The organism is Streptomyces angustmyceticus, from assembly GCF_019933235.1.
GTDB lineage: Bacteria > Actinomycetota > Actinomycetes > Streptomycetales > Streptomycetaceae > Streptomyces > Streptomyces angustmyceticus.
In genome coordinates, this window is the sequence record NZ_CP082945.1 from 3,357,935 (window position 1) to 3,379,965 (window position 22,031).

Genomic DNA, 22,031 nt, shown 5'->3' on the forward strand with positions numbered 1-22,031 from the left:
CCCCTCCCCGTCGCCCTGCGTGGTCCTCTGGCGGCGACGCTAATGGATCGCGGCCGACGGGCCGTAACGGTTTCCGGTCATCCCGGCGTCGGCGCGGAGGTGCTTCGTCGAGGACGCCGGCCGGATCAGACGCCCGCCGGATCAGGCGTCCGTCGCCCCGGCCGCCCGCCGTCGGCCTGCACTGCCCCTGCCGCCCGGAGATCCGCCGCCTCTGTCGTCCGGGGAGTCGTCGGTGGAGTCGTCCGCGTACTCGCCCATGACGGCGACGCTGAAGGCGGCCGTGGCGAAGACCTTGATCGCGCGGAGGGCGTTGCCGAGGACGTAGCGGTGCTCGTGGACGGGCGCCGCGTCGCGCGCGGGGTCCGTGCCGAGGGCCGTGGCGCCCTTGACCGGGTGAAGGGAGACGGGATGTGCGGAACCTGGGGGAATCGCTGCGCTGCTCATGTCTCCATGATGAAATTCACGCGATTGCAGCACATCGGTCCATAGGTCCATCCTTGGGCCCCGGCGTCAGTCTCCAGACCCACTCCGCCCCCTACGGGAGGGCTACGGCGCTCTCGGGGTTCGTCCGCACCGGAACGACCGCCGCAACCCCGCCGGAAATCCGTTGGCGCCCCTCCGGGCCGCTGACTACAATCGCGCGTCTGCCTGCCTCCCGCCGAGGAGTGCCGCCGGCCGGTCGGAAACCGGACGGTCCTTCGCTTCACGCCGCTGACCCGCGCCGCGCACCGACACCGGCCCGCCGCGCCCGCTCGCCCCGGCGCGCCCGCCGAAGTACCCGCCACCGGAGGCAACGCCGTGCCCTCGCACGCCCCCCACCCCGCACCGACGACGCCACGCGCCGAGAGCCCCTCGCCGTCGCCCGGCCACCCCCTGACCGACCCCGGATCACACCCCGACGCCCACCCGCAGGACCCCGACCCCCTCCAGCGCGAAAAGGCCCACCTGGCCGCCTCCCGGTCCGCGCTGCGCGCCATGCGCGAGGACGCCGAGGCGCTGAACATCGCCGATGTCACCGCGAACTGGGTCAACGCCGAGGTCCTGCAGGGCGAGATCGACGCCCGGATCAAGTCGCTCGCCGACCTCGCCCACACCCCGCTCTTCTTCGGCCGCCTCGACTACCTCCACTCCCCGGGGCTCGACCTCGCCGAGGGTGCCCCGGGCGAGAACTTCTACATCGGGCGGCGGCACGTCCACGACGCCGACGGCGACCCCATGGTCATCGACTGGCGCGCGCCCGTCTCCCAGCCGTTCTACCGGGCCTCCAAGAAGGACCCGATGGACCTCCGGCTGCGCCGCCGCTTCGGTTACACGGCCGGGGAGTTGACCGCTTACGAGGACGAGCACCTCACCGACCCCGCCGAGGCGGAACGGACCAGCCGGCTCCTCCAGTCCGAGATCGAGCGCCCGCGCGTCGGCCCGATGCGGGACATCGTCGCCACCATCCAGCCGGAGCAGGACGAGATCGTGCGGGCCGGCATCGGCGGCTCGGTCTGCGTCCAGGGGGCGCCCGGCACCGGCAAGACGGCGGTCGGCCTGCACCGTGTCGCGTACCTGCTCTACGCGCACCGCGAGCGGCTGGCCCGCGCCGGCACTCTCGTGATCGGCCCGAACCGCTCGTTCCTGCACTACATCGAGCAGGTGCTGCCGGCCCTCGGCGAGCTGGAGGTCAAGCAGGCCACGGTCGACGACCTGGTCGGCCATGTGGAGGTGCGCGGCACGGACGAGGCGGCCGCCGCGACGGTCAAGGGCGACGCGCGCATGGCGCAGGTGCTGCGGCGGGCGGTCCGCTCGCACGTCACGATGCCGCAGGAGCCCTGCGTGGTGGTCCGCGGCTCCCGCCGCTGGCGCGTACCGGCCTATGAACTCGAAGAGATCGTCCGGGAGTTGAGGGACCGGGACATCCGCTACGGCGCGGCCCGCGAGGCGCTGCCGCAGCGGATCGCGCACGCCGTCCTGGTCCGGATGGAGCAGGCGGGCGAGGCCCCGGACGACCGGGTGCAGGACGCGGTGGCCCGCAACGCCGCCGTGAAGGCCACGGTCAAGGCGGTGTGGCCGCCCGTCGACCCGGCCAAGCTGGTGCTGCGGCTGCTGGGCGACGCGGAGTTCCTGGCCGAGCAGGCCGAGGGGATCCTGACGCCCGAGGAGCAGAAAACGATCGTGTGGGCCAGGCCGGCCCGCGGCGTGAAGAGCGCCAAGTGGTCCGCCGCCGACGCGGTGTTGATCGACGAGGCGATGGACCTGGTCGCCCGCACCCACTCCCTGGGCCATGTGGTCCTCGACGAGGCGCAGGACCTCTCCCCCATGCAGTACCGCGCGGTCGGCCGCCGCTGCACGACCGGCTCCGCGACCGTCCTGGGCGACATCGCCCAGGGGACCACCCCCTGGGCGACCGGCACCTGGGAGGAGGCACTGACCCACCTGGGCAAGCCCGGCTCGGTCGTCGAGGAGCTCACCCAGGGCTTCCGGGTGCCGCGCGAGGTGATCGCCTACGCGTCCCGGCTGCTGCCCGCCATCGCCCCCGACCTGACGGAGGCCACGTCCATCCGTGAGTCGGCGGGCGACTTCGCGATCCGCGCGGTCGCACCCGAGGATCTGACCGCCGCCACCCTCGCCGCCTGCGACGACGCGCTGGCGAAGGAGGGCTCGATCGGCCTGATCGCCGCGGAGGCCCGGATTCCGGAGCTGCGCGCGGCGCTGGCGGCGACGGGCGTGACGTGCCTGGCGCCCGGCGAGGAGACCTCGGCCGAGGCCCGGCTGACGCTGGTGCCCGCCACGCTCGCCAAGGGTCTGGAGTACGACTACGTCGTCCTGGACGAGCCGGCCGCGATCGTCGACGGCGAACCGGACGAACGCACCGGCCTGCGCCGCCTCTACGTCTGCCTGACCCGGCCGGTGTCCGGCCTGACGGTGGTGCATGCGGCGGCCCTGCCGGAGGCCCTGGCCGGCCCCTGAGGACGGGGTACCGGCCGGTGGCTCGGCCCCGGGGCGCCGGCCGGCGGTTCAGACCGGCTGGGCGACGGGCTGGTCCAGCGCCTCCCGCCAGGTCCGTACGGCCGCCGCGTCCACCGGCGCCGACCATCCTGCGGGCCGGGCGGCGCCCCCGATGTGGAACGCGTCGAGACCGGCCGCGCGCAGCGCCGGCAGATGGCCGAGCGCGAGGCCGCCGCCGACCAGGATCCGCGGGCCGTACCCGGGCTCGTCCGCGGCCGTGCGCGCCTGCTCGGCCAGCAGCGTCGGCACGCCCGCGGCCACGCCCTGCGCCGCCCCGGCCGTCAGGTAGGTGTCGAGCCCCGCGGTGCCGGCCGCGCCCGACAGCTCCTTGCGCAGCGCGTCCCGGTCGGCGGCCCGGTCGATGGCCCGGTGGAAGGTCCACCGGCAGCCTTCGATCGCCCCGGCCAGCGCCGCCACCGCTTCGAGGTCCGGCCGCCCGTCCGGCGTCAGAAAGCCCAGGACGAACTCGTCGGCGCCCTCCGCCCGCAGCGCCGCCGCCTCCTCGCACAGCGCCGTCACGTCACCGGCCGCGAAGCCGTCGGCGGCCCGCAGCATCACCCGCAGCGGAAGACCGACCGCCGCCCGGGTCGCCGCGAAGACCTCCCGGGGCGGGGTGAGCCCGTCGGCCGCCATGTCCGTGACCAGCTCCAGGCGGTCGGCCCCGCCGGCCCGGGCGGCGACCGCGTCCCGCGGGCCGAGCGCGATCACCTCCAGGAGCGCGCGCTTGCTCATATGACCCAATCCTTCGATGACGACGTGACGAGACGGACGACGTGCGGTGACGGGCGACGTGCGGAGCCGTACCACCACCACAACAGGTCTAGTCCAATATCCCAGACTACGGGCCACCGCGCGCCCCGGGGCCCACCTCGGCACCGGCGCGGCCGGAATCCGCCCGTACGCCGCAGTGGTGGCCGTACGCCTACCCGGATGGCCTGCCTCCGCCCCGGCGTGCCCCCCGGCCTCGCGGTGCGGGCCTCGCGCACCGCCGACCCGGGTGGCGCGGCCCACCGCCCCCTCCCGCCACGACCGCGCCCCCGGCGGAACGGACATCGCCGTCCGCCCCGCTTTCCGTGCGGATCCCGAGGCACAATGGCGGGCATGACCTCCGTGTCCCGTACGGCAGACACCACCGACCCGGCGCAGGAGCTGCGGCAGCGATGGGCCGTGACCGTCGCCAAGGCCCGCGGCACCAAGAACCCCTCGGCCCCCGACCCCGCCCCGTACGCGGACAACCTCCTGTCCCGTTGGCGGGAACCGCAGCGCCGCTACCACACCGTCGACCACCTGACCGCGGTCCTCTACCGCATCGACGAACTGGCGCAGCACGCCGACGACTTGCCCACCGTCCAGTTGGCGGCCTGGTTCCACGACGCCGTCTACCGTCCGGACCGCTCCGAGAACGAGGAGCGCAGCGCGGCCCTCGCCGAACGCGCGCTGCCCGAGCTGGGCGTCGGCCCGGCCCGCACCGCCGAGGTCGCCCGCCTGGTGCGGCTCACCGTCACCCACGACCCGGCGCCCGACGACCCGGACGGCGAGGTGCTGTGCGACGCCGACCTCGCCGTGCTCGCCGGCTCCCCCGACGAGTACGCGGCCTACGCCGCCGCGGTCCGCGCCGAGTACGCCTTCGTCCCCGACCCCGACTTCCTCGCCGGCCGCTCCGCCGTGCTCTCCCAACTCCTCGCCCTCCCCCGCCTGTTCCGGACCCCCCGCGGCTACGACCGCTGGGAACACCTCGCCCGCCGCAACCTCACGACGGAGCTGGACCTGCTGCTGGGCGCGTAGGGGCGGGGCTCACGCCCCCGGCGACCGTCCGCTTCCGGCGGCGCTACGGCACCACGCAGCACCGCGGTATCGCGGCACCACGACACCGCGGCACACCCGCCCCGCAGCGCCCACCCATCACCCGCGAAACCCCGCGGGAACCGCCCGCTCCGGGAATGTGCGCCGTCCTATCGCTGTTAGTAGCTGATATGCCAGCTCCGCCCGACCGCACCCGCCTGCCCGTCGCCGTCTACGTCCTCGGCCTGTCCGTCTTCGCTCTCGGCACGTCCGAGTTCATGCTCTCCGGCATCCTCCAGCCGCTCGCCCGCGATCTCCGGGTCTCGATTCCGCAGGCCGGGCTCCTGGTCTCCGCCTTCGCGATCGGCATGGTGGTCGGCGCGCCGGTGCTCGCCGCCGCGACGCTCCGGCTCCCGCGCCGGACGACCCTGATCGCCCTGCTCGCCGTCTTCGGCCTGGGCCAGGTGGCGGGCGCGCTGGCCCCCTCCTACGGCGTGCTGTTCGCCTCCCGCGTCGTGAGCGCGCTGGCCTGCGCCGGGTTCTGGGCGGTGGGTGCGGCCGTGGCCGTCTCGCTGGTGCCGGTGACCGCACGGGCCCGCGCGATGGCGGTGATGGTCGGCGGCCTGAGCATCGCCAATATCGCCGGCGTTCCGGCCGGCGCCCTGCTCGGCCAGCACGCCGGCTGGCGCGCCGCCTTCTGGGCCGTGGCCGGCCTGGCCGCGATCGGCCTGCTCGGCGTGGTCGCACTGGTGCCGCGGACGGCCGTGCCCACCGGCGACGACCGCCCGCAGCTCCGCCGTGAGCTGACCATCTACAAGGACAAGCAGGTCTGGCTGGCGCTGACCGCCACGGCCCTGAACGGCGCCGCGGTCTTCGCGCTCTTCTCGTACCTCTCGCCGCTGCTGACCGACACCGCCGGCCTCGCCGAGAGCTGGGTGCCGACGGTGCTGGCGCTGTTCGGCGTCGGCGCGCTGATCGGTACGTTCATCGGCGGCCGGATCGCCGACGCGCACCTCTTCGGGACGCTCTTCGGCGGCATCATCGCGTCGACGGTGGTGCTGGCCGTCCTGGCGCTGACCGCACACAGCGCGGTCGCTGCCATCGCGCTGTCGCTGCTGCTCGGGGTGACCGCGTTCACCACGGCCCCGGCGCTCAACGCCCGGATGTTCAACGTGGCGAACGCCGCGCCGACGCTGGCCGGCGCCACCACCACCGCCGCCTTCAACATCGGCAACACCCTCGGCCCCTGGCTCGGCGGCCTGGCCATCGGCGCGGGCTGGGGCTACCCATCCGTGGCGTGGACCGGCGCCGCGCTGGCCGCCGGGGCCGTCGTCACCACCGCCGTCGCCTTCCGGCTGCACCGCGCGACCAGCAGCTCCCGCCTGATCGCCTCGTCGGCCGCCGCGGCGTCCGCACCGTCGGCACACCGGACCACGGTGACGACGAAGACGGCAGCCGCCGGAGCCGCCGAGGCGGCAGGAGCGGCCGGAGCGGCAGCCCTGGGAGCGCAGGGGCCCGAGAGCCGGTAGCGACAGGGGAACCGACCGAAACCGCAAGGCCGGTAGAGGCCGGAAGGCCGGTGGCCCGTAGAGGCCGGAAGGCCGGCAGACGCGAGGGGCCCGGCGGGGCGCAGGCACTGTGCGCCCCGCCGGGCCCCTCCGCTCTCCCCCTCACACCCCGCTCTCCCTCACACCCCGCCGTCGAACCTCCACCGGGTCTGGCTGTAGGTCTCTCCCCGGCCGAACCCGAAGGCCGTGACCGGCTCGACACGGAAGACCACGGCCCGGTTGCCCTGTCCCCCGTAGAACGCACCGTCGCGGACGTCGAAGTGCCAGTCGCCGCCGTACTTGTCGACGTACAGCTCGGCCAGGCGGCGCAGTGTCTCCTCGTCGCCGACCTGCACCGCCTCGCCCTCGACGACCACATCGAGCCCCGCGTGCAGATCGTTGCCGCCGGCGGTCGAGGTCGTCAGCACGCAGTGCGCGTTGGCGGCGAGGTTCCTCGCCTTGCGTTCGCCGGGGCCGGTGCAGAAGTGGAGGGCGCCGTCCGACCAGACGGCGAGCAGCGGAGTGACATGCGGGCGACCGTCGGGGCGGACGGTGGTGAGCCAGAAGATCTCCGCCTCGGTCATCCCGCCGACGGCCGCGCGCCATCCGGTCGCCGTGGCGTCCTCGCTGCTGTAGTCGGGGTCGAGATCGGTGGCCGGCTCCCGCTCCGGTTCGCTGGCTGACATGGCTGTCCCCTTCCGATACGGCGCGCGGTCAGGCCCATCGTGCGCGGGCCCGCCGTCGAGCCCCCGCTACGACGCGCCGCGGCGGGCCGTACGGGACGCGACGGCGGCGCCACACTGTCCCGCCTCTCCCCCGCTCCCCCTCCCGCCCCACCCCTCCCCCACCTCACGCCGTCGGCGCAGGCCGGTCACCTGACACCGTCGGCGCCAGCCGGCCGCCTCACGCCCTCGGTGCCACCAGGTGCTTCTCACCGTCGACGCCGGTCAGTCGCCTCAGCCCTCCGGCGCCGGCCGGTTCTTGGGGCGCCGTAGCCCCGCGGCCGTCAGGCGGCGCAACAGTTCCTTGCTGCCGACCTCCACGGCCCCGGCCCGCACCGCGTCGCCGTACCGCTCGGCCGGCAGGTCGTAGTGGTCGCGCTCGAACGCCCGCCGGGGCGCGCCGATTCCCGCCGCGAAGGCGTGCAGTTCGTCGAAGGAGTGATCGCTGACCAGGTGCGACCACATCCGGCCGTGCCCGGGCCAGGTGGGCGGATCGATGTAGACCGCCACGTCAGCCCGCCCGCCGGAGCGCCGTCGCCGCATCAGCCCGCCGCACCATCGACCGCCTCACCCCTCCATGGGGGCGCCGAGCCGCCCGACCCGCGCCACCGCCACCGCCGTCTTGGGGCAGACCCAGTGCGGGTCGGGCCCCAACTCCGGTTCGACGTCGAGCGCATGGGGATCGCCCGTCTCCGTGCACACGGGGCACAGCGGCCAGCGGCCGTACCGGTCCAGCAGGGCGTCCTGGACGTCCTGCGCTATCAGTCCCGCGACGAATGCCGCGCCTTCAGGCCATTGCTCCACCCACCACCGGCGGTGGACCACCGCGTCCTCGACAAGGGAGACGATGTCGGCGTCGGCCACCTTGTCCGCCATCAGGTCGGCGAGCACCAGCGCCCGCGCGGCGTGCAATGCCTGTTCCAGCTCCATGTTCCCCATTGTCCCCGACCACCCGCCGGCGAACGGAGTTGTCCACAGCCCCGGCGCCGATCGTGCGCCTTGTCCACAGCACTCATCGAGGGGATTGACGCCGCGCGTCGATGAAATTACTTTTCAAGCGTGAGCAGTAGCGTGAAGGAAACTTTCAAGGACGCAGGGGACGCGCCCGCCGAGACCCGGCCGGCCCCGGCCCCACCCGCCCCCGCCGCGCTGGCCGCCAAGGTCCGCACCCTCGGCCCGACGATGACCCGCTCCATGCAGCGGGTCGCCGAAACCGTCGCGGGCGACCCGGCCGGCTGCGCCGCCCTCACCGTCACCGGCCTCGCCGAGCGGACGGGCACCAGCGAAGCCACCGTCGTGCGGACGTCCCGGCTGCTCGGCTACCCGGGCTACCGCGACCTGCGGCTCGCCCTCGCCGCGCTCGCCGCGCAGCAGGCGGCGGGAGGCGCGCCCGCGGTGACCGCCGACATAGCGGTCGACGACTCCCTCGTCGACGTCGTCGCGAAGCTCGCGCAGGAGGAGCAGCAGTGCCTGGCCGACACCGCCGCGGCACTGGACGTCACACAGCTCGAAGCCGCCGTCGCCGCGCTCGCCGGTGCCCGCCGCATCGATGTGTACGGCATCGGGGCCTCCAACCTCGTGGGCCAGGACCTCGCCCAGAAGCTGCTGCGCATCGGCCTGATCGCGCATGCCCACGCGGACCCGCACCTGGCCGTGACGAACGCGGTGCAGATGCGGACCGGCGACGTCGCCCTCGCGATCACGCACTCCGGGCGGACCACCGACGTCATAGAGCCACTGCGGGTGGCCTTCGACCACGGCGCGACGACCATCGCCATCACCGGCCGCCCGGACGGCGAGATCGCCGCGTACGCCGACCACATCCTGACCACGTCCACCGCCCGCGAGAGCGAACTGCGCCCGGCCGCGATGTCGTCCAGGACGAGCCAGCTGCTGGTCGTGGACTGCCTGTTCATAGGGGTCGCACAGCGTACGTACGAGACCGCGGCCCCCGCGCTCTCCGCGTCCTACGAGGCCCTCGCCCACCGCCACTCGCCCCGCACCAACCAGCGCTGACCGCACGCCGCCCAACGGCGCGGCCGTCCGTCCGTCCCGCGACGACGGCACCGCGCCCCCGACACGGCGGCACCCCTCACCACTCACAGCCCGGCGACACCGCACCACTCAACGAGGCAGCCCAGGAACCCCGTCCCCCACACACGAGCCCGACCCGGAAAGAGCCGTCATCGCCATGACCTCCCCCGCCGACCACGCCCGTCTGCGCGCCCAGTTGGACACCCTCACCACCGAGGCGTTCCGGCCCGAGCTCGCGGACATCGACCGCCGCTCCACCCTGGACATCGCCCGCACGATGAACGACGAGGACGCCACCGTCCCCGCCGCCGTCGCCCGCCGGCTCCCCGAGATCGCCGCCGCCATCGACGCCACCGCCGCGCGCATGGCCCGCGGCGGCCGGCTGGTCTACGCCGGCGCCGGAACCGCCGGCCGCCTCGGGGTGCTGGACGCCAGCGAATGCCCGCCGACCTTCAACACCGACCCGTCCGAGGTCGTCGGGCTGATCGCGGGAGGCCCCGCCGCGATGGTCTCCGCCGTCGAGGGCGCCGAGGACAGCGCGAAGCTCGCCGTCGAGGACCTGACCGGGATCGGCCTGACCGAAGCCGACACGGTCGTCGGCATCTCCGCCTCCGGCCGCACGCCGTACGCGATCGGGGCCGTCGAGTACGCCCGGGGCCTGGGCGCCCTGACCATCGGCCTGTCCTGCAACGCCGATTCGGCACTGGCCGCGGCCGCCGAGCACGGCATCGAGATCGTGGTCGGCCCGGAGCTGCTGACCGGCTCCACCCGGCTCAAGGCGGGCACCGCCCAGAAGCTGGTGCTCAACATGCTCTCGACCCTCACCATGATCCGCCTGGGCAAGACCTACGGGAATCTGATGGTCGACGTCCGCGCCTCCAACGAGAAGCTGCGGGCCCGTTCGCGCCGTATCGTCGCGCTCGCCACCGGCGCCGGCGACCCGGAGATCGAGACGGCGCTGCGCCGCACGGACGGCGAGGTGAAGAACGCCATCCTCACCCTCCTCGGCGACGTGGACGGCCCCACCGCCGCCCGCCTCCTGGAGGCCGCCGACGGCCATCTGCGCGAGGCCCTCCAGGCCGCCATGTCCGGCTGAGACCCTCCGAGACCCGCTGAGCCCCACCGAGATTCGCCGAGACCCGCCGAGACCCGCTGAAAGTCCCCTGCTCCTGGTTCGTCCCCACAGCAAGGCACCGCATATGTCCGATGACAAGAACCGCGCCACCGCCGCCGCGATCCTCCCCCTCCTCGGCGGCGCCGAGAACGTCACCTCCATCGCCCACTGCATGACCCGGCTCCGGCTCGGCGTCCGGGACCGCTCCCTGGTCCAGGACGAGGCCCTCAAGGCCCTCCCGGCCGTCCTGGGCGTGGTCGAGGACGACACGTACCAGATCGTGCTGGGCCCGGGGACGGTCGCCCGGGTCACCCCCGAGTTCGAGCGCCTGGTCGAGCAGCCCCGCACCCCGGAACCCCAGCCCCTCGCCCCGGACCCGCGGTCCCCCGCCCCGACCGCCGGCGGCCCCCAGGCCCCGGCCCCCACCACCGCTCCGGCTCAGGACGCCCCACCGGAGACCGCCACCCCCGCGCCCGCACCCACCCCGGCACCCGCCCCGGCTTCCCCCTCCACCGCCGAGGAACTGGCCGCTCAAGGTGCCGCCCTCAAGGCCCGGCAGAAGGCCAGGAACGCCACCCCGGTGAAGCAGTTCCTCCGCCGGATCGCCCAGATCTTCGTCCCGCTGATCCCGGCCCTGATCGGCTGCGGCATCATCGCCGGCATCAACGGCCTGCTGGCCAACCTCGGCTGGCTGCCCTCCGTCGTCCCGGCACTGGCGGCCCTCGCCTCCGGCTTCATGTCCCTGATCGCCGTCTTCGTCGGCTACCACACCGCCAAGGAATTCGGCGGCACACCGATCCTGGGCGGCGCGGTCGCCGCGGTCATCGTGTTCCCCGGCGTCACCCACGTCACCGCCTTCGGCCAGAAGCTCGCGCCGGGCCAGGGCGGCGTCCTCGGCGCACTGGCCGCGGCCCTGCTCGCGGTCCGGGTGGAGAAGTGGTGCCGCCACGGAGTCTTCCCCGGCCGGGGCGGAAAGCGAGCCCGGGTCAGGGTCCCCGAGGCGCTCGACGTCCTCGTCACCCCGACCCTGACCGTCCTGGTCACGGGCCTGGTCACACTCTTCGGCCTGATGTTCGTCGCGGGCGAGGTCGCCACCGCCATCGGCACCTCCGCCACCTGGCTGCTGGCCCACGGCGGAGCCCTCGCCGGCCTCGTCCTGGGCGGCCTCTTCCTCCCCCTCGTGATGCTGGGCCTCCATCAGGCCCTGATCCCGATCCACACCACCCTCATCGAGCAGCAGGGCTACACCGTCCTGCTCCCGATCCTCGCCATGGCGGGAGCGGGCCAGGTCGGCGCCGCCCTCGCCGTCTACCTGCGGCTGCCCCGCAACCGCTCGATCCGTAGGACCATCAAGTCGGCCCTCCCGGCGGGCTTCCTGGGCGTCGGCGAACCCCTGATCTACGGCGTCTCACTCCCGCTGGGCCGCCCCTTCATCACCGCCTGCATCGGCGGAGCCTTCGGCGGCGGCTTCGTCGGCTTCTTCAACCAACTCGGCGACGCCGTCGGCTCCACCGCCATCGGCCCCTCGGGCTGGGCCCTGTTCCCCCTGGTCAAGGGCAACCAGGACATCGCCACCACCCTCGTCGTCTACGCCCTGGGCCTGGCCGTCGGCTACCTCACCGGCTTCCTCGCCACCTACTTCTTCGGCTTCGGCGCCCAACTGCTGACGGAACTGAACGCCGACCCGGACGCCACCGCCCCCGGCCGCGCACAGCCCGACGCACCCCCCGCCCCCGACACCGCCGCTCCCCACCACGCACGGACCGCCCCCGGCACACCGGCCGCCGCCCCTGGCGCACCAGCCGGCCTCGGAACAAGCTGAACACCCGACACCCGACACCCAGTAGCCGTCACCCGCCACCCGGCACCAGGTTCGTCCAGGCAGGAACCCCGGGTGACAGCCCCTCAGGGAATCCGGCTCTCCCAGTTCCGTTCCCTGAGGCGGGCCACCAGTACGGCGGACGGCGGGGCGGCACGCAGTAAGTACGGCGGGCAGGCCCACACCGGGCCGCCGCCGGGTTCCCTGAGCCGCACCAACGGCCCCTGATGGGCCACGACCCGGCCGACGCGCCCGTCCCGCCCGTCCACCGCATAGCTGCCCGGTGACGGCATCACGGCCGGCCCTCCTTCGGGCCGTGCCCGGGGGCGGCGGTCTTGGCGTAGTCCACCAGGACGTCGGTCAGCCGCTGCGCGGTGTCCAGATTGCAGCGCCCCAGCTCGACCAGGGGCGCCATTACGCTGCTCGCGCAGGACACCGGGTCGACGCAGAGGGAGGGCAGGGTGATCCCGACTTCCTGGAGCGCGGCGTGCAGTTCCGCCATGACGCCCTCGGCCTGCCGTACCCGATCACGCGCCGTCAACATTTCTCCTCAACACCTTCCACGCTGGGTGCCCCCGTCGTGCACACAGCGTGGCTGTTACCGGCTCAGCCTGCAGAGAGACGCATATCCAACAACCGATCGTGTGTAACAGGGAGTTGCCAAAACACCCACGCCCCGGCTTCTCACCCCCGCCCTCGTCACCCCGCGCCATGCTCGGGGCCGGGCTATCGCACCGGCGCACAGCCACCCGTGGCCGGCGACCCACGCCGCTCCCCCGAGCCGTCCACCCCGTTCCCACCCGTGTTCAGCACTTACGCAACCCGGCACCCCTCGCACGCCGCCCACGCCCCCGCCCGCACTCAACCAGCGGCCCGAGTCCCGGCATGCCCGCACGCCCCCACACCGGCAGCCGACCGTACTGCCGTCAGCCGTACATCCGCACGGGTGGCGGCCCACCCCTCACGGCATCCGGCTCTGCCAGTTCAGCTCCCTGACGCGGGCCGCCAATACGGCGGACGGCGGGGCGGCGCACAGCGCGTGTGCCGGGCAGTCCCACGGCATCCCACCCCCGGGAGGCCGGAGCCGCACCAACGCCCCCTCGTTGCCGACGACGCTTCCGACGGCCACGCCGACGACCAGCCCGACGCGGCCGTCCCGCCCGTCCACCGCAAAGCTTCCGGGCGTCGGCATCACGGCCGTGGCCCCTCCTCGCCGTGTCCCGGCACCGCGACCCGGGCGTAGTCCGCCAGTACGCCGGCGAGCCGCCGCGCCGTGTCCAGATTGCAGCGCCCCAGCTCGACCAGCGGCGCCATATGGGCGCTCGCGCAGGACACCGGGTCGACACCGAGGGAGGGCAGGGTGATCCCCACCGCCCGGAGTGCGGTCCGAAGTTCCGCCATGACGCCCTCCGCCTGCCGCACCCGCTCACGCGCCGTCAGCATTCGCCCCATCACCTTCCACACTGAGTGTTGCCATTGCGCACACAGCGTGGCCACTACGGGTCTAGCCTGCATAGAGGCGCAGACCCAACAACCGATCGTGTGTAACAGGGAGTTGCTGCGATACCCGGACCCAAACCCCTCGACCCGTCCTCGTCACCCCGCGCCATGCTCGGCGCGGAGTTACGCCACAAGCGCGACGAGGCGGGCCTCACCCAGGAAGAACTCGGCAGCCCCCTCTTCGTCAGCGGGTCGTTCATCGGCCAGCTGGAGGCGGGAACGCGGCGGATGCAGATGGAGTACGCCGTGAAGATCGACGAGATCCTCGGGACGGACGGCTACTTCACCCGTAACTGCGAGGCCGCGACGAAGTCCAAATACCCGGATCACTTCGCGGAGGCGGCGGAGGCGGAAGCCATCGCCACCACCATCAAGGAGTACGCGCCGCAACTGATTCCGGGGCTGTTGCAGACGAAGGCGTACGCGTGGGGCGGTTTGCCGCGCCTACCAGCCGACGGCGCCGGAAGACGTGATCGAGGAGACGGTCACGGCACGACTCGAACGCGCGCACCTTCTCGACCATCCAACAACCCCGTTGTTGTGGGTGGTGCTGGACGAGGCCGTGTTGCGCCGCAAGACCGGCGGCCCGGTGGTGATGGCGGAGGCGTTGTGGCACATGGCGGAGTTGATCCGGAAGCATCGGGTCATCGTGCAGGTGTTGCCGTTCAGCGCAGGGGGCCATGCGGCCATGATCAGCGCGCTCAAGTTGATGGCGTTCACCGACGCTCCTTCGCTCGCGTACATCGAAGGTCCAGAAATGGGGTTGCTTGAGGACGGTCCGGCGATCGTCGCCCGCCACGCACTGGCCTACGATTTGGTAGGGGCCAGCGCACTGTCACCCCAAGATTCCCTGGCCCTGATCGAATCAGTGGCGGAGGATTACGCGCATGAAGATCAGCCCTGAGTACGACCTGAGCACCGCCACCTGGCACAAGTCCAGCTACAGCGGCGGCGACGGTGGCAACTGCCTCGAAATCGCCACCTGGCACAAGTCCAGCTACAGCGGCGGCGAAGGTGGCAACTGCCTAGAGGTCGCCACCTGGCGCAAGTCCACCCACAGCGGCGGCGAAGGCGGCGACTGCCTGGAGGTCTCCGACGACCACCCCGGCATCGTGCCCGTCCGTGACTCCAAGGACCCGGACGGTCCGGCGCTCGCGTTCCGGGCACCGGCGTGGGAAGCGTTCATCGAGGGCATCAAGTCCAGCTCCCTCTAGGGCGCGCGACGCCCGCTCGGGGCCCGGGGCTCAAGCCGCGGACCCCGAGCCCTCTTTCCAAGGAACGGGTGGACGGAAGTAACCCACCCACCCTCCCCCGAGCCGCCAACTCCCGCACGCACCAGCGCGGATGACATTCCGTGACCGGCTTGCGACATCACGTCGCCCCGGTCTAGCGTGCCCAGCAACAAACAACCCCGGCAGGTGCTACCAACACCGACCGGGGTCTGACCATCAAGATCGAAAAGGCGATCTCGTGGCTTCCGAAGACTCTAACGCTGCCCCGTGCGCGTCCGCACGCCCCCACCGCGACCACCCCTCCGCCCGCCCCGGCTACGGCAAGCGCGCAGCGCCCGCACAACGCCCCTCCCGGCCCGGCGACTTCGCGCACCTCCCCCGTCGTGAGGCGTCCATCGCCGCCTACCTCGACCGGCTGCCCGAGGGTGCCGACATCTCCGTGAAGACGCTGGCCAAGGTGTTGCCGGACTACGGGCAGTGCGCCCTGCGGACCGCGCTCCGCCGTCTCTCGGAGGCCGGTCATCTGCGGCGGGTCACCGAGACACACACGAGTGACGGCGGCAGTCCGCTCTGGGTGACGCGTACGTACTTCTCGCGCACGCCACGGGACGACGCCTGGTGGATGGCCTTATGCGCCGGGAACGTTCCGTCGACCGACGAGGACGGTGCCGCCCCGCACCGGCCACCCGCCTCCGTCCCGCACCCGCCATCCGCCTCCGCCCCACCTCCCACCGCCGGTCCACCGCGCCCGGAGGGCCCACACACCCACGACCGCACCCACGACCGCGCCCGCCGACCGCGATCCCCCGGCTACGCCGCCCTCGCCGCTCTCGGCCGTGCCGAACCCCGTATGACGCTGTCCGCCGACGACTGCGCGTCCCTCGAAGCGTTCGCGGAGGAATGGCTGGCGCGCGGCGCGACCCGCGACCAGCCCCTGTCCGCCCTGACCCCCGGGCTGCCGCCGCACATCCACCACCCGGGCCGGCTCGCCCGCTCCCGGCTGCTCGCCAAAATGCCGCCCGAGACCGCTGAGCCGGGCCGGGCCCGTGAGCCGTCTTCCGGGCCCCTGAGGATCATGGAGTGCACCGTCTGCCGTACCCCGGGGCGGCCCGCCGCGCTCCCCGGGGGCATCTGCGGCCCGTGCCGGGGCGAGGCTCCACCGGACGACCGGCGGCGTCGCGCGGGGGAGGCGACGGCCGCACAGGTCCGCGCCCGTGTGGAGGGTCTGCGCGCGGTCGCACGGCCACCGGCATCCAGCGGCGGCAAGCCCGCCACCGGCCGACCGTGATCCCGCCGCACCGGGGCGCGGCTGTCAGTGGCGGTCGGTAGGGTCGGCGCCATGCTGATCCGATTACGGCGCCCCTGGCGCGCCAGGCTGATCGTGGCCCTCGCGGTTCTCGTACTGGCCGCCGGCGGGGTGGCACTGATCCTGTGGGGCGAGACGCCGCCCCCGTTCCCGCCGCTGCCCGCGCTGCACGGCTCCGGGCCGCACGGCAATGTCCTGACCCAGGTCGTCTTCGAAAGCACCCTCGACCGCGACGCCCCGCCCGCACCGGCCACCCTCTGCGGCGCGGCAGCGCTGTCCGTGGCGGGGGCCCTGAGCCTCGCGGGCTGCCTCATCGTCCGCCGTCGATAGAGACCCCCGAAAACGCCGCCGGGGCGGCACCCCCGTGAAGGAGGTGCCGCCCCGACGTACGTCTGGACGTGCGGTCCGGGAGGACCAGCGTCTGATCCGCGGGGGATCAGAAGTCCATGTCACCGCCCGGCATGCCGCCCGGAGCGCCCGCGGCAGCGGCCTTCTCCGGCTTGTCGGCGATGACGGCCTCGGTGGTGAGGAAGAGCGCCGCGATGGAGGCGGCGTTCTGCAGCGCGGAGCGCGTGACCTTGGCCGGGTCGATGATGCCTTCGGCGATCATGTCGACGTAGTCGCCGGTCGCGGCGTTGAGGCCGTGACCCACGGGCAGGTTGCGCACCTTCTCCACGACAACGCCGCCCTCAAGGCCGCCGTTGACGGAGATCTGCTTGAGCGGGGCCTCCAGGGCGAGCTTCACGGCGTTGGCGCCGGTGGCCTCGTCACCGTCGAGCTCCAGCTTCTCGAAGACCGAGGAAGCCTGCAGCAGGGCCACGCCACCGCCGGCGACGATGCCCTCCTCGACGGCCGCCTTCGCGTTGCGAACGGCGTCCTCGATGCGGTGCTTGCGCTCCTTGAGCTCGACCTCGGTGGCGGCACCGGCCTTGATGACGGCCACGCCGCCGGCCAGCTTCGCCAGACGCTCCTGGAGCTTCTCGCGGTCGTAGTCCGAGTCGCTGTTCTCGATCTCGGCGCGGATCTGGTTGACGCGGCCCTGGACCTGCTCGCTGTCACCGGCACCGTCGACGATGGTGGTCTCGTCCTTGGTGATGACGACCTTGCGGGCGCGGCCGAGGAGCTCCAGACCGGCGTTCTCCAGCTTGAGGCCGACCTCCTCGGAGATGACCGTGCCACCGGTGAGGATGGCGATGTCGCCGAGCATGGCCTTGCGGCGGTCACCGAAGCCCGGGGCCTTGACGGCGACGGACTTGAAGGTGCCACGGATCTTGTTGACGACCAGGGTCGACAGGGCCTCGCCCTCGACGTCCTCGGCGATGATCAGCAGCGGCTTGCCGGACTGCATGACCTTCTCCAGGAGCGGCAGCAGGTCCTTCACGCTGCTGATCTTGGAGTTGACGATCAGGATGTACGGGTCGTCGAGCGCGGCTTCCATGCGCTCCATGTCGGTCGCGAAGTACGCCGAGATGTAGCCCTTGTCGAAGCGCATACCCTCGGTGAGCTCCAGCTCCAGACCGAAGGTCTGGGACTCCTCGACGGTGATGACGCCTTCCTTGCCGACCTTGTCCATGGCCTCGGCGATCAGCTCGCCGATCTGGGTGTCGGCGGCGGAGATGGAGGCGGTCGAAGCGATCTGCTCCTTGGTCTCCACGTCCTTGGCCTGCTCCAGCAGGGCGGCGGAGACGGCCTCGACGGCGCGCTCGATGCCGCGCTTGAGGGCCATCGGGTTGGCGCCGGCGGCGACGTTGCGCAGGCCCTCGCGGACCAGAGCCTGGGCCAGGACGGTCGCGGTCGTCGTGCCGTCACCGGCGACGTCGTCCGTCTTCTTCGCGACCTCCTTGACCAGCTCGGCGCCGATCTTCTCGTACGGGTCCTCGAGCTCGATCTCCTTGGCGATGGACACACCATCGTTGGTGATCGTGGGGGCGCCCCACTTCTTCTCGAGGACGACGTTGCGGCCCTTGGGGCCGAGGGTGACCTTGACGGCGTCGGCGAGCTGGTTCATCCCGCGCTCGAGACCGCGCCGTGCCTCCTCGTCGAACGCGATGATCTTGGCCATGTGAAGTGGTCCTCCCGGACTGGGGTGGATTGCTCCGGACCGCGCTGGCGCCCGCGACGGACGACCTGCAGACCCGCGGCGGTTCCTTGCCCCACCCGGCCTACGGGCCTCACCGACCCGGTCCTTCATTGTCACTCTCACTGGGAGAGTGCTAACGCAATGATTAGCACTCGCACCCCGCGAGTGCAAGGCGGCTTCATGGATGCGTCTCCCGGCGGCGGCCGTCCGGCGGGTGCGAGCGGGCACCCCGGGACGGGCGCCCGCGACCGCCGGCGGACAGCAGAAGGCCCGCACCCCTCGCGGGGTGCGGGCCTTCACGACGCAGCAGTCGGTCGGCGCCTCAGCCGGCCACCCGGACCATGTCCGCCTGCGGCCCCTTCTGGCCCTGCGAGATCTCGAACTCGACCCGCTGACCCTCCTCAAGGGTGCGGTAGCCGTCCATCTGGATCGCGCTGTAGTGGACGAAAACATCCGCACCACCGTCGACCGCGATGAAGCCGTACCCCTTCTCCGCGTTGAACCACTTGACGGTGCCCTGAGCCATGCCTAACTCCCCTATTACTGGCCCTTGCGCAGGACCGCACTCCGCGGACCCGGGTCAGACCTCACCCCGCGAAAGGCCCGTGGGGTGTGCGCCGGAACGCGTCGACCGCCGCTGAATGTATCTGCACAGATGCCCAGCGCAACAGGTCAATCGGACGAGAATTCTGGGGCCGGGGAATCGGCAATATCAGGTGAAATCCCGGTTCTCCCGGGCAAGCCGGGCCGGGCATAGCGCACTTAAGCGACAAATGCTGCGCACACTTTGGGCACAACTGACCCCGTTCTCATATGCGTTCGGCACACGCATGCGCGATAGCGCCGGGGTATCACCTCAATGGTATCCCCTTTAACAACATGGAATTGCCCCGTCCGCTTTCTGGCGGACGGGGCAATTCCGGTCAAGCAGGAGAAGAGTTGGCGCAAATCAGCACCCGCCGGCCACCGCCGGAATGATGGAGACGCCCGCGCCGTCGGGGGTCGGCGTCTCCAGGCCCTGCTCGAAGCGCACATCGTCGTCGTTGACGTACACGTTCACGAAGCGGCGCAGCTTGCCGGCGTCGTCCAGCACACGGGCCGCGATGCCCTGGTGGTTCTGCTCCAGGTCGGCGATCACCTCGGAGAGGGTCGCGCCCTCGGCGGCGACCTCGGCCTGACCGCCGGTGTACGTACGGAGGATGGTGGGGATGCGGACCTTGACGCTCATGGTGATGCCTTCCGGTGGTGCGGAGTACGAGTGCGGGGGCGGTGGCGCGGCCCCGTGCGCGGACGGGACCGGCGGCCTCAGCCGGCCAGGCCGGCCGCGCGGAACGCGTCCAGGTCCGGACGGATCGTGGCCGTGGGCCCGGAGGTCGGGGCGACCGCGTCCAGCGTCTTGAGGCCGTCACCGGTGTTGAGGACGACGGTGGTCAGGGACGGGTCGAGCAGACCCTCCTCGATCAACTTCTTGGTCACACCGACGGTCACGCCGCCCGCGGTCTCCGCGAAGATGCCCTCCGTCCTGGCCAGCAGCTTGATCGCGTCCACGACCTGCTCGTCGTCGACGTCCTCGACCGCGCCGCCGGTGCGCCGGGCGATGTCGAGCACGTAGGGGCCGTCGGCCGGGTTGCCGATCGCCAGCGACTTGGCGATGGTCTTCGGCTTCTGCGGCCGGACCACGTCGTGCCCGGCCTTGAAGGCCGCGGACACCGGCGAGCAGCCCTCCGCCTGGGCGCCGAAGATCTTGTACGGCTTGTCCTCGACCAGGCCGAGGGCGATCAGCTCCTTGAGCCCCTTGTCGATCTTGGTGAGCTGCGAGCCGGACGCGATCGGGATGACGATCTGGTCCGGGAGCCGCCAGCCCAGCTGCTCGCAGATCTCGTAGGCGAGCGTCTTGGAACCCTCGCCGTAGTAGGGGCGCAGATTGACGTTGACGAAGCCCCAGCCCTCGCCCAGCGGGTCGCCGATGAGCTCCGAGCAGAAGCGGTTGACGTCGTCGTAGTTGCCTTCGATGCCGACCAGGTCACCGCCGTAGACCGCGGCCATGACGACCTTGCCGGCCTCCAGGTCGTGCGGGATGAACACGCAGGACTTGAAGCCGGCCCGGCGCGCCGCGGCGCCGACCGCGCCGGCGAGGTTGCCGGTCGAGGAGCAGGACAGCGTGGTGAAGCCGAAGGCGCGGGCGGCCTCGACGGCGATCGCCACGACGCGGTCCTTGAAGGAGTGCGTCGGGTTGCCGGAGTCGTCCTTGACGTACAGACCGCCGGTGACGCCCAGCTCGGCGGCGAGCCGGTCGGCCTTGACCAGCTTGGTGAAGCCGGGGTTCAGGTTGGGCTTGTCGGCCACGTCGGCGGGGACGGGCAGCAGCGGGGCGTAGCGCCAGATGTTGTCCGGACCGGCCTCGATCTGCTTCCGCAGGCTCTCGGGGTCGCCGCTCGGCAGGTCGTACGCGACTTCGAGCGGCCCGAAACAGTCCTGGCACGCGAAGATCGGGCCGAGCGGGTTGCGCTGCCCGCACTCGCGGCAGGACAGGGCGACAGCGGGGCCCAGAGCGACGGTGGGGGTGTTTTCGGTGACTTGCACAGCCATGGAGGCGAGGCCCTTTCTCCTCATCTTCCTCGCGGCGAATCTCGCCACGAGACGGATTTGGCACCTTCCCTAGCCGGGAGCCTCGCGCGCGGGGACGATCATCGTCCGTGCGGCAAGACCGGCTGGAGGGTTGCCGGGGCTTCAACGGGCCGTATCCCTCTGCCCCTCTGGATGAGCGGTATGGCGCTGGGCCGAAACCCAGGCGTTTGTGGCGCGGACCCCGACATGCGACGGTCATCCGCGTTGTTCAAGACTGTAACCGAAGGCACTGACGGTTGAGATAGTCGTCCGAACCGCGAGATGGATCACAGAGGCCGCCCACCGGCGGCGACCGAGGAGTCGTAGACGTGCTGGAAGAGGTGGAGGGCTGGCTGCGCAGCCGCTCCTGGTCCGCCGCGGACCGCCCGCTGGAACAGCTGCTGGAGGCGAAGCGCCAGACGGGCCGCACGGTCAGCGTCGTCCTGCCGGCGCTCGACGAGGAGGCCACCGTCGGGGCGATCGTGGCGGTGATCCGCGCCGAGCTGATGACCGGCCCGGTCCCGCTCGTCGACGAGCTGGTGGTGCTGGACTCCGGCTCCACCGACCGCACCGCCGAGGTCGCCGCGGCGGCCGGAGCCCGGGTCGTCCACCGCGACAGCGTCCTGCCGCGGCTGCCCGCCCTCCCCGGCAAGGGCGAGGTGCTGTGGCGCTCCCTGCTGGCCACCACCGGCGACCTCATCTGCTTCATCGACGCCGACCTGCGCGAGTTCTCCGCCTCCTTCGTCTCCGGGATCATCGGCCCGCTGCTGACGGAGCCGGACGTCCAGTTCGTGAAGGCGATGTACGACCGCCCGCTGGAGACCGGCGCCCAGGACGCCGGCGCCGGCCAGGGCGGCCGGGTCACCGAGCTGGTCGCCCGCCCGCTCCTCAACCTCCACTGGCCGCAGCTGGCCGGCTTCGTCCAGCCCCTCGGCGGCGAGTACGCGGCCCGCCGCTCCCTCCTGGAGCGCCTGCCGTTCCCGGTCGGCTACGGCGTCGAGCTCGGCCTGCTCGTCGACGCCCTGCACACCGTCGGCCTCGACGCCCTCGCCCAGGTCGACGTCGGCGTCCGCAAACACCGCCACCAGGACGGCCAGGCCCTCGGCCGGATGGCCGCCGCCATCTACCGCACCGCCCAACTCCGCCTGGCCCGCGGCCACCTGGTCCGCCCCCGCCTCACCCAGTTCGACCGCGTCGACCAGACCTTCGTCCCCCGGACGACGGACGTCGACACCGAGGAACGCCCCCCGATGACCGACATCCCGGAGTACACGGCACGCCGGGCGGCGTGAGG

General features: G+C 72.5%; 23 protein-coding genes, 1 pseudogene and 1 riboswitch. Of the genes and pseudogenes, 11 read left to right on the top strand and 13 right to left on the bottom strand.

Annotated elements, in window-relative coordinates:
* Nucleotides 1-141 precede the first annotated feature (141 nt).
* Entirely contained in the window at nucleotides 142-444 is a 303-nt protein-coding gene (locus tag K7396_RS14980; protein ID WP_223659974.1) for a hypothetical protein, read from the bottom strand.
* Between the two features lie 354 nt (nucleotides 445-798).
* On the opposite strand from K7396_RS14980, the gene K7396_RS14985 reads away from it, so the two are divergent.
* Nucleotides 799-2,955, top strand: coding sequence for a HelD family protein (locus K7396_RS14985; RefSeq protein WP_152104729.1), 2,157 nt, complete (start codon nucleotides 799-801; stop codon nucleotides 2,953-2,955).
* 48 nt (nucleotides 2,956-3,003) lie between these two features.
* On the opposite strand, the gene K7396_RS14990 is transcribed toward K7396_RS14985, so the two are convergent.
* The gene (locus K7396_RS14990) at nucleotides 3,004-3,726 is read right to left on the bottom strand and encodes a copper homeostasis protein CutC (RefSeq protein ID WP_152104730.1); all 723 of its coding nucleotides are present in this window, start codon (nucleotides 3,724-3,726) and stop codon (nucleotides 3,004-3,006) included.
* Between the two features lie 369 nt (nucleotides 3,727-4,095).
* On the opposite strand from K7396_RS14990, the gene K7396_RS14995 reads away from it, so the two are divergent.
* Together K7396_RS14995 and K7396_RS15000 are read left to right on the top strand one after the other, a co-directional pair.
* Nucleotides 4,096-4,779, top strand: a complete 684-nt coding sequence (locus K7396_RS14995) for an HD domain-containing protein (RefSeq protein WP_152104731.1) — start codon at nucleotides 4,096-4,098, stop codon at nucleotides 4,777-4,779.
* Nucleotides 4,780-4,967: 188 nt separating this feature from the next.
* Nucleotides 4,968-6,305 (top strand): Cmx/CmrA family chloramphenicol efflux MFS transporter, encoded by a 1,338-nt coding sequence (locus K7396_RS15000; RefSeq protein WP_174886944.1) that lies wholly within the window; start codon nucleotides 4,968-4,970, stop codon nucleotides 6,303-6,305.
* Nucleotides 6,306-6,463: 158 nt separating this feature from the next.
* On the opposite strand, the gene K7396_RS15005 is transcribed toward K7396_RS15000, so the two are convergent.
* From K7396_RS15005 to K7396_RS15015, 3 genes are all read right to left on the bottom strand, one after another.
* On the bottom strand, nucleotides 6,464-7,009 hold the full coding sequence (locus tag K7396_RS15005) for a pyridoxamine 5'-phosphate oxidase family protein (RefSeq protein ID WP_086720859.1): 546 nt from the start codon (nucleotides 7,007-7,009) through the stop codon (nucleotides 6,464-6,466).
* A 270-nt stretch (nucleotides 7,010-7,279) separates the two neighbouring features.
* Nucleotides 7,280-7,555, bottom strand: a complete 276-nt coding sequence (locus K7396_RS15010) for a DUF4031 domain-containing protein (RefSeq protein WP_086721694.1) — start codon at nucleotides 7,553-7,555, stop codon at nucleotides 7,280-7,282.
* A 57-nt stretch (nucleotides 7,556-7,612) separates the two neighbouring features.
* Nucleotides 7,613-7,975, bottom strand: a complete 363-nt coding sequence (locus K7396_RS15015; protein WP_086721693.1) for a hypothetical protein — start codon at nucleotides 7,973-7,975, stop codon at nucleotides 7,613-7,615.
* Between the two features lie 129 nt (nucleotides 7,976-8,104).
* Between K7396_RS15015 and K7396_RS15020 the strand changes: the two genes are divergently transcribed.
* From K7396_RS15020 to K7396_RS15030, 3 genes are all read left to right on the top strand, one after another.
* Nucleotides 8,105-9,061 (top strand): MurR/RpiR family transcriptional regulator, encoded by a 957-nt coding sequence (locus K7396_RS15020; RefSeq protein WP_373866936.1) that lies wholly within the window; start codon nucleotides 8,105-8,107, stop codon nucleotides 9,059-9,061.
* Nucleotides 9,062-9,236: 175 nt separating this feature from the next.
* Nucleotides 9,237-10,175, top strand: a complete 939-nt coding sequence (murQ, locus tag K7396_RS15025) for an N-acetylmuramic acid 6-phosphate etherase (RefSeq protein WP_086721691.1) — start codon at nucleotides 9,237-9,239, stop codon at nucleotides 10,173-10,175.
* 103 nt (nucleotides 10,176-10,278) lie between these two features.
* The gene (locus K7396_RS15030; protein ID WP_152104732.1) at nucleotides 10,279-12,015 is read left to right on the top strand and encodes a PTS transporter subunit EIIC; all 1,737 of its coding nucleotides are present in this window, start codon (nucleotides 10,279-10,281) and stop codon (nucleotides 12,013-12,015) included.
* An 83-nt stretch (nucleotides 12,016-12,098) separates the two neighbouring features.
* Here K7396_RS15030 and K7396_RS15035 read toward each other — a convergent pair whose 3' ends face one another.
* From K7396_RS15035 to K7396_RS15050, 4 genes are all read right to left on the bottom strand, one after another.
* Nucleotides 12,099-12,305, bottom strand: a complete 207-nt coding sequence (locus K7396_RS15035) for a hypothetical protein (RefSeq protein ID WP_152104759.1) — start codon at nucleotides 12,303-12,305, stop codon at nucleotides 12,099-12,101.
* Nucleotides 12,305-12,556, bottom strand: a complete 252-nt coding sequence (locus tag K7396_RS15040; RefSeq protein ID WP_152104733.1) for a hypothetical protein — start codon at nucleotides 12,554-12,556, stop codon at nucleotides 12,305-12,307. Before K7396_RS15040 ends, K7396_RS15035 begins: the two co-directional genes overlap by 1 nt.
* Nucleotides 12,557-12,973: 417 nt before the next feature.
* A complete protein-coding gene (locus K7396_RS15045; RefSeq protein WP_086717140.1) occupies nucleotides 12,974-13,204 on the bottom strand; it encodes a hypothetical protein in 231 nt (76 codons plus the stop codon).
* Nucleotides 13,204-13,455 (bottom strand): hypothetical protein, encoded by a 252-nt coding sequence (locus tag K7396_RS15050; protein ID WP_223659976.1) that lies wholly within the window; start codon nucleotides 13,453-13,455, stop codon nucleotides 13,204-13,206. Before K7396_RS15050 ends, K7396_RS15045 begins: the two co-directional genes overlap by 1 nt.
* A 120-nt stretch (nucleotides 13,456-13,575) precedes the next feature.
* On the opposite strand from K7396_RS15050, the pseudogene K7396_RS15055 reads away from it, so the two are divergent.
* The 4 genes and pseudogenes from K7396_RS15055 (at nucleotide 13,576) to K7396_RS15070 (ending at nucleotide 16,380) form a co-directional block, all read left to right on the top strand.
* Nucleotides 13,576-14,416, top strand: a pseudogene (locus K7396_RS15055) (helix-turn-helix domain-containing protein).
* Entirely contained in the window at nucleotides 14,400-14,726 is a 327-nt protein-coding gene (locus K7396_RS15060) for a DUF397 domain-containing protein (RefSeq protein ID WP_152104734.1), read from the top strand. The pseudogene K7396_RS15055 and the gene K7396_RS15060 overlap by 17 nt, the downstream one beginning before the upstream one ends.
* Before the next feature lie 256 nt (nucleotides 14,727-14,982).
* Nucleotides 14,983-16,032, top strand: a complete 1,050-nt coding sequence (locus K7396_RS15065) for a hypothetical protein (protein ID WP_152104735.1) — start codon at nucleotides 14,983-14,985, stop codon at nucleotides 16,030-16,032.
* A 51-nt stretch (nucleotides 16,033-16,083) separates the two neighbouring features.
* Nucleotides 16,084-16,380, top strand: coding sequence for a hypothetical protein (locus K7396_RS15070; RefSeq protein ID WP_086721744.1), 297 nt, complete (start codon nucleotides 16,084-16,086; stop codon nucleotides 16,378-16,380).
* 106 nt (nucleotides 16,381-16,486) lie between these two features.
* Here the strand turns inward: K7396_RS15070 and groL are convergent, their stop codons facing one another.
* From groL to thrC, 4 genes are all read right to left on the bottom strand, one after another.
* Nucleotides 16,487-18,112, bottom strand: a complete 1,626-nt coding sequence (gene groL / locus K7396_RS15075; protein ID WP_086721745.1) for a chaperonin GroEL — start codon at nucleotides 18,110-18,112, stop codon at nucleotides 16,487-16,489.
* A gap of 340 nt (nucleotides 18,113-18,452) precedes the next feature.
* Complete coding sequence (locus tag K7396_RS15080; protein WP_003986833.1) at nucleotides 18,453-18,656, bottom strand: cold-shock protein; 204 nt, start codon at nucleotides 18,654-18,656, stop codon at nucleotides 18,453-18,455.
* Nucleotides 18,657-19,079: 423 nt separating this feature from the next.
* Complete coding sequence (locus K7396_RS15085; protein WP_086721746.1) at nucleotides 19,080-19,358, bottom strand: MoaD/ThiS family protein; 279 nt, start codon at nucleotides 19,356-19,358, stop codon at nucleotides 19,080-19,082.
* Nucleotides 19,359-19,435: 77 nt separating this feature from the next.
* Nucleotides 19,436-20,719, bottom strand: a complete 1,284-nt coding sequence (gene thrC / locus K7396_RS15090) for a threonine synthase (protein WP_174886945.1) — start codon at nucleotides 20,717-20,719, stop codon at nucleotides 19,436-19,438.
* Between the two features lie 17 nt (nucleotides 20,720-20,736).
* Nucleotides 20,737-20,897: riboswitch (SAM riboswitch) on the bottom strand.
* A gap of 169 nt (nucleotides 20,898-21,066) precedes the next feature.
* Between thrC and K7396_RS15095 the strand changes: the two genes are divergently transcribed.
* The gene (locus tag K7396_RS15095; RefSeq protein WP_086721748.1) at nucleotides 21,067-22,029 is read left to right on the top strand and encodes a glucosyl-3-phosphoglycerate synthase; all 963 of its coding nucleotides are present in this window, start codon (nucleotides 21,067-21,069) and stop codon (nucleotides 22,027-22,029) included.
* The last annotated feature ends 2 nt before the right edge of the window (nucleotides 22,030-22,031 follow it).